Genomic DNA, 8,493 nt, shown 5'->3' with positions numbered 1-8,493 from the left:
TCAAAACGCGCACCCCCTACGACGAAGCGACCGCCTGGTCACACCATGCCCACGCCCCTACACCTTGACCTCAAACGACATGGGGTGTCTGACCGGGCAGGCCGGCTGACGGGCCGCCAATTGTCAGTGGCGACCGGTTTACTGGACGGCATGGACATCGCACGGCACATCGCCCTCATCGACGAGCTGTGCCACCGCCCCTTCCCGGCGGGGCACGGCCCGTCGGACGAGGGCACCGGGGCTCCCGGTCACTGCACGGCGGTGCTGGAGACCAGTCACGGCCTGCGCGGCGGGTGCCCGGGGGAGCGGGCGGTGACGGTGGAGCAGTACGAGAAGGACCGGGACGCCCTCCATGAGCGGCTCGCCGCCCGCTGGGGGGAGGAGGGGGACCCCTTGAACCTCCAGACGGTCCTGCTGCGCACCGAACGGGAGGAGATATCCGAGCCCTGGGCCGAACTGAGCGCCCGCGCGCGCGTCGCGTACCTCTGGGAGGCCGCGGGCACCGGCCGCTGGATCGCGCTGGCCGTCGCCGACCGGGACGAGACGGACGAGGTGCAGCTGCTGGCGGTGGTCACGGAGAAGGCCCCACCGTGACCACGCCGCACGCCCCCGCCTACGAGTCCGCCCCGGCCCCCGCCCCCGCCGCGATCCGCAGCCGTGCGAACTCCTCCGCCATCGTCTCCGTCGTCCAGTGGGCGTTGAGCCCGCTGGGATTGGGCAGCACCCACACCCGAGTGCTCCCGAACGTCCGCTCCTGCGGCCCCACCCGCGCGTGCCGGTCGTCGAACGCCGCCCGGTACGCGGTGACCCCCACCACGGCCAGCCACTCGGGCCGCAGCCGCGTCACCTTGCGCGTCAGCAGCAGCCCGCCCTCCCGGTACTCCTCGGCGGTCAGCTCGTCCGCCCGCGCGCTGGCCCGCGCCACGACGTTCGTGATCCCGAGCCCGTACGACGGCAGCAGGTCCTGCTCCGACGGCGCCAGCCGCCGCGGCGTGAACCCGGACAGGTGCAGCACCGGCCAGAAGCGGTTGCCCGGCCGGGCGAAGTGGTGGCCCGTCACCGCCGTCATCAGACCGGGATTGATCCCGCAGAACAGCACCCGGAGGCCGTCCCCGGCGACGTCCGGTACGAGACGGTCGCGGGCGGCCTCCAGTTCGGCCCGGGTGAAGCGGGTCAGAGGATGGCCCCGGGGGTGTACGCGGCGGCCGACGGGTGCCGCTTGACGATCTCCTCGATCCGGCCCACGACCACCCCGACCTGGTCGGCCGCGGCGCCCGTGAAGGAGAGCTTGTCCGCCATCAGCGCGTCCAGCCCGGCCCGGTCGAGCGGGATGCGCTCGTCGGCGGCCAGCTTGTCGAGCAGCTCGTTGCGCTCGGCGCCCTGCTCGCGCATCGCCAGCGCGGAGGCGACGGCGTTCTCCTTGATCGCCTCGTGCGCCAGCTCGCGCCCGACCCCGGCCCGCACCGCGCCCATCAGCACCTTGGTGGTGGCCAGGAACGGCAGGTAGCGGTCCAGCTCACGGGCCACGACGGCCGGGAAGGCGCCGAACTCGTCGAGCACGGTCAGGAAGGTCTCCAGCAGGCCGTCCAGGGCGAAGAACGCGTCGGGCAGGGCCACCCGGCGCACCACCGAGCAGGACACGTCGCCCTCGTTCCACTGGTCGCCCGCCAGCTCGCCGGTCATCGAGGCATAGCCGCGCAGGATCACCATCAGGCCGTTGACGCGCTCGCAGGAGCGGGTGTTCATCTTGTGCGGCATCGCCGAGGAGCCGACCTGGCCGGGCTTGAAGCCCTCGGTGACCAGCTCGTGCCCGGCCATCAGCCGGATGGTCCTGGCCAGCGACGACGGCGCCGCCGCGAGCTGCACCAGCGAGGTGACGACCTCGTAGTCCAGCGAGCGCGGGTAGACCTGGCCGACCGAGGTGAAGGCCTGCGAGAAGCCGAGGTGCCCGGCGATCCGCCGCTCCAGCTCCGCGAGCTTGCCGGAGTCCCCGCCGAGCAGGTCCAGCATGTCCTGGGCGGTGCCGACCGGGCCCTTGATGCCGCGCAGGGGGTAGCGGCCGAGCAGCTCCTCCACCCGGCCGTACGCGACGAGCAGCTCGTCGGCGGCGGTCGCGAAGCGCTTGCCCAGCGTCGTGGCCTGCGCGGCGACGTTGTGGGAGCGGCCGGCCACGACCAGCTCGCCGTACTCGCCGGCCAGCTTGCCGAGCCGGGCCAGCACGGCCACCGAGCGGTCGCGGACCAGCTCCAGCGAGAGCCGGATCTGCAGCTGCTCGACGTTCTCCGTCAGGTCGCGGGAGGTCATGCCCTTGTGCACGTGCTCGTGCCCGGCGAGGTCGTTGAACTCCTCGATCCGCGCCTTCACGTCGTGCCGGGTAACCTTCTCGCGCTCGGCGATCGAGGCCAGGTCGACCTGGTCGAGTACGCGCTCGTAGTCGGCGATCGCGGCGTCGGGCACCTCGATGCCGAGGTCCTTCTGGGCCCGCAGCACGGCGAGCCAGAGCCGGCGCTCCAGCTTCACCTTCTGCTCGGGCGACCAGAGCGTGGCGAGGCCGACGGAGGCGTAGCGTCCGGCGAGGACGTTGGGGATGCGGGGCTTGGCGGGAGCGGAAGTCACGTGTACGGATTCTACTGGCGATTCGTGCAGGCCAGCGCCACGGGGTTGTTCGTCGGAACCTACGAGGCCGGGCGCGCCCCCGGGATCAGGGGGCGGTGTCCTCGTACGGCAGCAGGTCGGGGCGCTTGGGCGGCAGGCCGTCGCCGGACGAGCGGCCGGTCAGCCTGCGGCCTATCCAGGGCAGCAGGTACTGCCGGGCGAACCGCACGTCGGTGGTCCGGCGGGTCATCCACCCCGGTGGCGGCGTGACCGGGACCGGCGCGTGCCAGCCGGGGTCCTCGGCCTCGTGGCCCAGCGCCTGCCACACGGCCTCCGCGACCCGGCGGTGCCCGTCCGCCGTCAGGTGCAGCCGGTCCACGTCCCACAGCCGCGGGTCGGCCAGCGAGCGCGCCCCGTACAGGTCGACGACCACGGCGCCGTGGAGCGCGGCCAGGTCGTCGATGATCGCGAAGAGGGCCTCCATACGGGGCCGGAACCGGTCCAGCACCGGACCCTGGCGACCGGGGCTGCGCATCAGCACCAGCTGCTTGCAAGAGGGCGCGAGCCGCTCCACCGCCTGGGTCAGCAGGTCCCGCACCAGCGCCATGTCGCACTTGGGCCGCAGCGTGTCGTTGAGCCCGCCCACCAGCGTGATGACGTCTGCTCCCATGGCCGCCGCCACCCCGACCTGTTCGTCGACGATCTGCCCGATCAGCTTCCCGCGCACCGCGAGGTTGGCGTACCGGAAGCCGGGGGAGCGGGCGGCCATCCGCGCGGCGAGAAGGTCGGCCCAGCCCCGGTAGGAGCCGTCGGGCAGCCGGTCCGACATGCCCTCGGTGAAGGAGTCGCCCACGGCGACGAGGCTGCTGTGAGTGGGGTTCGTCTGCATGGCGACAGAAAGGGTAGCCCGTGCACATACCCGCCGGTCGGTCGGCCTCCGGCCTGCCGCGTCTGGGCTTCCCGGTCCGTGGCGTCCGGCTTCGCCGCCGCGCTCGGTCTCTCGTCCCGTCGCTCGTCTCCACAGGCCGATCCGCGCTCGGCCGCCCGGCTCAGGTCCGCGCTCGGCCTCCTCGGCCGGCCCGCTCCCGGTCTCCCGGCCCGCCCTCCGGGCTCAGGTCCGCGCTCGGCCTCCTCGGCCGGCCCGCTCCGGGTCTCCCGGCCCGTCCTCCGGGCTCAGGTCCGCTGTCCGAACAGCTCTCGCAGCACGTCCTCCATGGTCACCAGACCCGCGAGCCGGCCGTCGGACCCGAGCACGGCCGCCAGATGCGTACGGCTGCGGCGCAGCGCGGTGAGCGCGTCGTCCAGCGGGGTGCTCTCCCGCACCCGCGCGATGGGCCGCATGTCCCGCAGCCGGAACGGCAGGTCCCGCGGCGAGGCGTCCAGGGCGTCCTTCACATGCAGGTAGCCGACGATCCGCCGCCCGTCGTCCACCACCGGGAACCGCGAGAACCCCGACTGCGCCGACAGCCGCTCCAACTGCTCGGGCGTGATGCCCACGCGCGCGTGGACGACGCGTTCCAGCGGCAGCACCACGTCCCGCACCGGACGCCGGCCCAGCTCCAGGGCGTCGTGCAGCCGCTCCTGGGCCCGGTCGTCGATCAGCCCGGCGTCGCCGGCGTCCTTCACGATCTCGGCCAGCTCCGCGTCCGTGAAGGTCGCCGACACCTCGTCCTTCGTCTCGACCCTGAGCAGCTTGAGCAGCGTGTTCGCGAAGGCGTTGATCGTGAAGATCACCGGCCGCAGCGCCCGGGACAGGGCGACCAGCGGCGGCCCCAGCAGCAGCGCGCTGCGCACCGGCTCGGCCAGCGCGATGTTCTTCGGCACCATCTCGCCGAGCAGCATGTGCAGATACGTCGCCAGCGTCAGGGCGATCGCGAAGGAGACCGCGTGCCCCACCCCGGACGGCAGGCCCACCGCGTGGAACACCGGCTCCAGCAGGTGCGCGATCGCCGGCTCCGCGACCACGCCGAGGACCAGCGTGCACAGCGTGATGCCGAGCTGCGCCGCCGCCATCAGCGCCGACACGTGCTCCAGACCCCACAGCACGCTCCTCGCCCGCCGGTCGCCCTCCGCCCCCGCTTCGACGTGCTGCTCCACCTGGCTGCGGCGCACGGAGATCAGCGCGAACTCGGCGCCCACGAAGAACGCGTTGACGACGAGCGTCGCCAGACCGATCAGCAGCTGTACGGCGATCACCGGCCGCCCTCCCCGTCCTCGTGCCTGCCGCGCGCGCCGTGCGTGCCCCCTGTAGCGCCCGCGTCGTCCAGGGGGGCGTGCAGCAGCACCCGCGCCGCCCGGCGCCCCGTGGCGTCCACGACGTCCAGCCGCCAGCCGGCGACCTCGAACGTGTCCCCGATGGCGGGAATGCGCCCCAGCCCGGCCGCGACCAGCCCGGCGACGGTCTCGTACGGGCCCTCGGGCACCCGCAGGCCGAGCCGCGCGAGCCGGTCCACGCGGGCCGAGCCGTCGGCCCAGTACAGCGCGTGTCCCCGCGCGTCGGTGCCGGCCGGGTCCAGCTCGGGCGTCTCGTGCGGGTCGTGCTCGTCACGCACCTCGCCGACCACCTCCTCGACGATGTCCTCCAGCGTGGCCACGCCCGCCGTCCCGCCGTACTCGTCGATGACCACGGCCATCGTGCGCCGCCCGGAGAGCCGGTCGAGGAGCCGGTCCACGGTCAGCGTCTCCGGGACCAGCAGCGGCTCGCGCATCAGCTCGGACACCGGCATCCGGGGCCGCCGCTCGGCGGGCACCGCCAGCACGTCCTTGACGTGGGCGGTGCCGACCACGGCGTCGAGGGTCTCCTGGAAGACCGGGAACCGGGACAGCCCGGTCGCCCGCGTCGCGTTGGCCACGTCCTCGCACGTCGCCCGGGAGTCGAGGGCGATGACCTGGACGCGCGGGGTCATCACGTGCTGGGCCGTCAGATCGGCCAGGTTCAGGGTCCTGACGAACAACTCGGCGGTGTCGGGCTCCAGCGCGCCCTCCTTGGCCGAGTGCCGGGCCAGCGCCGCCAGCTCCTGCGGCCCCCGTGCGGACGCCAGCTCCTCGGCGGGCTCCACGCCGAAGAGGCGCACGATCCGGTTGGCCGTGTTGTTCAGGTGGGTGATGAAGGGCCGGAAGGCCAAGCTGAACCAGCGCTGCGCGCCGCCCACCCGTTTGGCCACGGCCAGCGGCGAGGAGATCGCCCAGTTCTTCGGCACCAGCTCGCCGACGATCATCAGGAAGACCGTCGACAGGGCCGTGCCCAGCACCAGCGCCAGCGAGGAGGCCGCCGAACGCGACACCCCTACGGCCTCCAGCGGGCCCGCGATCAGCGCCGCGACCGAGGGCTCGGCGAGCATGCCGACCACCAGGTTGGTGACCGTGATGCCGAGCTGCGCCCCGGAGAGCTGGAACGTCAGGCTCCGTACGCCCTTCAGCGCGCCGGCCGCGCCCCGCTCGCCCCGCTCGGCCGCCCGCTCCAGCTCGCCGCGTTCGACGGTGGTCAGCGAGAACTCGGCCGCGACGAACGCGCCGCACATGAGCGAGAGCAGGACCGCCACCAGCAGCAGGAGCACTTCCGTCATCGGGTCACCTCGGATCCATGATCGGCCAGGAACCGGTGGCTCGCGCGATGTCGTGCGCCCAGGGAGGCGCCGGGAGCCTTGCCGTCGGGGGACTCGCTCATGCGCCGGTGCTCAACCCTTCAGTCCGTTGACTCCGTGAGCGGCTTCACCCAGCGTCGCCACTGCTCCTCGGGCGCGTACCCGGCCGCCCGCCAGGCATGCTGGGCCCGCTCGTTGCGCCGCAGCACCATCGCGTCCCCGCGGCGCCCGCCGAGCCGTACGAACCGTTCCTCGGCCGCCGCGAGCAGAGCGGTGCCGACGCCCCGGCGCCGCTGCTCCGGGTGCACCGCCAGCCGGTACAGATGGCAGCGCCAGCCGTCGAAGCCCGCGATGACCGTGCCCACCAGGTCCCCGTCCCGCTCGGCCAGGACCAGCGCCTCCGGGTCGCGGGCGACCAGCCGCTCCACGCCCTCGCGGTCGTCGCTGATGCTCGTCCCCTCGGCGGCCACCTTCCAGAAGGCCAGCACGGTGTCCAGGTCCTCGGGCCCGGCGGGCCGTATGCGCAGATCCGTCATGCCGCGATCCCAGCACGCCGGACGCACATCCGTGCGCGAATTCCGGCATGCGGACCACGGCAGACCGCGGGCTCAGTCCTCCCGCAGCGCCCGCAGCACCGGGGCGAAGGCCTCCATGTACGGCTCCAGCACGGTCAGGTAGGTGAACCCGTACCGCTCGCGCTGCGCCCGGAGCTGCTCGGTGATCTGCTCCCGCGTCCCGGTCAGGAAGATGGGCAGGTCCAGCACCTGTCCGGCGGTCAGATGCGGTACGTACTCCAGGAAGGGCCGGACGGCCGCCGCACGGTCCTCGGTGACGACGACCATCTGGATGAGCAGGTTCAGCTCCGCCGGCTCCGCGCGGTCCGCCGCCAGCTCCCGGTACCGGGCGACGCGCTCGTCCAGGTCCTCGGCGGTGATCGGTGCCAGCCGGCCCGTCCGCCGGCCCGTGCGCCCGCCGGTGAACGCGGCGACGGCGGCGTGCCGGGCCGTCAGCTCCAGCATCCGGTCGCCGTTCGCGCCGATCAGCAGCGGCACCCCGGGCCGCTGCACCGGGCGCGGCAGGTGCTCCGGGTCGCCGAGCAGCCGCTCCAGCTCCTCGACCGTGTGCCGCAGATGGTCCACCCGCTCCCCGGGCGAGCCGAAGGGCAGCCCGGCCGTGTCGTGCTCCTCCCGTACGTATCCGGTGCCGAGCCCGAGTTCCAGCCGTCCGCCGGTGAGGGCGTCCGTGGTCGCCACCTCCCGGGCCAGCAGCGCCGGGTTCCACAGGCCCGCGTTGAGCACGAACGTGCCGAGGCGGGGCCGCTCGGTGGCCCGCGCCGCCGCCACCAGCGCCGGGAACGGCGCCACCATGCCCAGATGGTCCGGGACCAGGATCACGTCGTACCCCAGCTCCTCGGCACGCCGGCACTTCGCACTCCACTCGTCGCCCGGGGCCGAGACCAGCAGGCTGACGCCGAACCGGAACGGACGCGACATGAACTCTCCTCGCACACCGGGGGCCTTCGGGACACGGGAGTCAATCACCCATGGGCGACGGCCGCCAGCACGCGACCGCCCCCAGGCCGCCTACGCCCCCGCCTCCGGCGGCCGCCAGGCCGTGCCGAGCACGCAGTACGAACTGGGCAGCGCCGGCCCGTGCTCCGGGATCATCAGCCGCCGGTAGGGGCCGAGCGCGAACCCCGCGTCCCGCAGCGCGGCGACCGGATCGCGGGACAGATGGCAGCCGCCGGACAGCGGCGGCCACAGCGTCCGGTCCAGGGCACGCTGGGTGAAGGTCATCATCCGCCCGCCGCCCCGGCCGTGCTCGAAGAACCGCACCTGGCCGCCGGGCCGCAGCACCCGCCGCGCCTCCCCGAGCGCCCGTGGCACGTCGCGGACGCTGCACAGCACGAGCGAGACCACGACCGCGTCGAAGGCCTCGCTCTTGACCGGCAGCGCCTCCGCCGCGCCCGGCGCCACGTCCACCGGTACCCGCGCGCGCAGCGCCGCCTCCACGGCCAACCGCCGCAGCAGCCGCTCCGGTTCGATGGCGACGACCTCCGAGACGGCGCCCGGATAGTGCGAGAAGTTCAGCCCGTTGCCCGCGCCGACCTCGATCACCCGCCCGGACAGCCCGGCCAGCAGCCGCTCGCGGACGTGCCCGATGCCCATCCGGGTCTCGGCGCCCACACTGGCCCGGGCGTAGTAGCGGGCGAACAGCGGATGGTGCACGGCGTCCCGCGGCACCCCGCGGGCGGATCGCAGCGGCATGGGCCCTCCCTCACGAGGTGGTGCTTACCGCGATTGTCCCCCGTACG

At 73.8% G+C, this 8,493-nt stretch carries 9 protein-coding genes; 1 reads left to right on the top strand and 8 read right to left on the bottom strand.

Annotation, left to right across the window (positions count from 1 at the left end; genetic code table 11):
- Nucleotides 1-150 precede the first annotated feature (150 nt).
- A complete protein-coding gene (locus ACFWR9_RS33010; RefSeq protein ID WP_383848564.1) occupies nucleotides 151-594 on the top strand; it encodes a hypothetical protein in 444 nt (147 codons plus the stop codon).
- A gap of 19 nt (nucleotides 595-613) precedes the next feature.
- Here ACFWR9_RS33010 and mug read toward each other — a convergent pair whose 3' ends face one another.
- The 8 genes from mug to ACFWR9_RS32970 all read right to left on the bottom strand — a co-directional run bounded on the left by mug (nucleotide 614) and on the right by ACFWR9_RS32970 (nucleotide 8,446).
- Nucleotides 614-1,177 carry a G/U mismatch-specific DNA glycosylase gene (mug, locus tag ACFWR9_RS33005; RefSeq protein WP_383848582.1) on the bottom strand — a complete coding sequence of 188 codons (564 nt, stop codon included), beginning with the start codon at nucleotides 1,175-1,177 and terminating at the stop codon, nucleotides 614-616.
- The gene (gene purB, locus ACFWR9_RS33000; RefSeq protein ID WP_383848562.1) at nucleotides 1,174-2,616 is read right to left on the bottom strand and encodes an adenylosuccinate lyase; all 1,443 of its coding nucleotides are present in this window, start codon (nucleotides 2,614-2,616) and stop codon (nucleotides 1,174-1,176) included. The genes mug and purB overlap by 4 nt, the downstream gene beginning before the upstream one ends.
- 85 nt (nucleotides 2,617-2,701) lie before the next feature.
- Complete coding sequence (locus tag ACFWR9_RS32995; protein WP_383848560.1) at nucleotides 2,702-3,484, bottom strand: SGNH/GDSL hydrolase family protein; 783 nt, start codon at nucleotides 3,482-3,484, stop codon at nucleotides 2,702-2,704.
- 284 nt (nucleotides 3,485-3,768) lie between these two features.
- Nucleotides 3,769-4,791 (bottom strand): hemolysin family protein, encoded by a 1,023-nt coding sequence (locus tag ACFWR9_RS32990; protein WP_383848557.1) that lies wholly within the window; start codon nucleotides 4,789-4,791, stop codon nucleotides 3,769-3,771.
- Entirely contained in the window at nucleotides 4,788-6,161 is a 1,374-nt protein-coding gene (locus ACFWR9_RS32985; protein ID WP_383848556.1) for a hemolysin family protein, read from the bottom strand. The genes ACFWR9_RS32990 and ACFWR9_RS32985 overlap by 4 nt, the downstream gene beginning before the upstream one ends.
- Before the next feature lie 119 nt (nucleotides 6,162-6,280).
- Nucleotides 6,281-6,715: a GNAT family N-acetyltransferase gene (locus ACFWR9_RS32980; protein ID WP_383848554.1), complete on the bottom strand. Its 435-nt coding sequence runs from the start codon at nucleotides 6,713-6,715 to the stop codon at nucleotides 6,281-6,283.
- Between the two features lie 72 nt (nucleotides 6,716-6,787).
- Nucleotides 6,788-7,672, bottom strand: a complete 885-nt coding sequence (locus tag ACFWR9_RS32975; RefSeq protein ID WP_383848552.1) for an LLM class F420-dependent oxidoreductase — start codon at nucleotides 7,670-7,672, stop codon at nucleotides 6,788-6,790.
- 90 nt (nucleotides 7,673-7,762) lie between these two features.
- Nucleotides 7,763-8,446, bottom strand: coding sequence for a class I SAM-dependent methyltransferase (locus ACFWR9_RS32970; RefSeq protein ID WP_383848549.1), 684 nt, complete (start codon nucleotides 8,444-8,446; stop codon nucleotides 7,763-7,765).
- Nucleotides 8,447-8,493: the final 47 nt, after the last annotated feature.

The sequence above is a fragment of the Streptomyces sp. NPDC058534 genome, from assembly GCF_042717365.1.
Classification (GTDB): domain Bacteria; phylum Actinomycetota; class Actinomycetes; order Streptomycetales; family Streptomycetaceae; genus Streptomyces.
Note: the sequence above shows the minus strand (reverse complement) of the source record. Positions and strands in the feature narration are given on the sequence as shown.

Excerpts from the sequence above, each read along its gene's own strand:
- ACFWR9_RS32980 (WP_383848554.1), bottom strand. The coding sequence starts at position 6,715 with ATGACGGATCTGCGCATACGGCCCGCCGGGCCCGAGGACCTGGACACC.
- ACFWR9_RS32995 (WP_383848560.1), bottom strand. The coding sequence starts at position 3,484 with ATGCAGACGAACCCCACTCACAGCAGCCTCGTCGCCGTGGGCGACTCC.
- ACFWR9_RS32985 (WP_383848556.1), bottom strand. The coding sequence starts at position 6,161 with ATGACGGAAGTGCTCCTGCTGCTGGTGGCGGTCCTGCTCTCGCTCATG.
- ACFWR9_RS33010 (WP_383848564.1), top strand. The coding sequence starts at position 151 with ATGGACATCGCACGGCACATCGCCCTCATCGACGAGCTGTGCCACCGC.
- ACFWR9_RS32975 (WP_383848552.1), bottom strand. The coding sequence starts at position 7,672 with ATGTCGCGTCCGTTCCGGTTCGGCGTCAGCCTGCTGGTCTCGGCCCCG.
- ACFWR9_RS32970 (WP_383848549.1), bottom strand. The coding sequence starts at position 8,446 with ATGCCGCTGCGATCCGCCCGCGGGGTGCCGCGGGACGCCGTGCACCAT.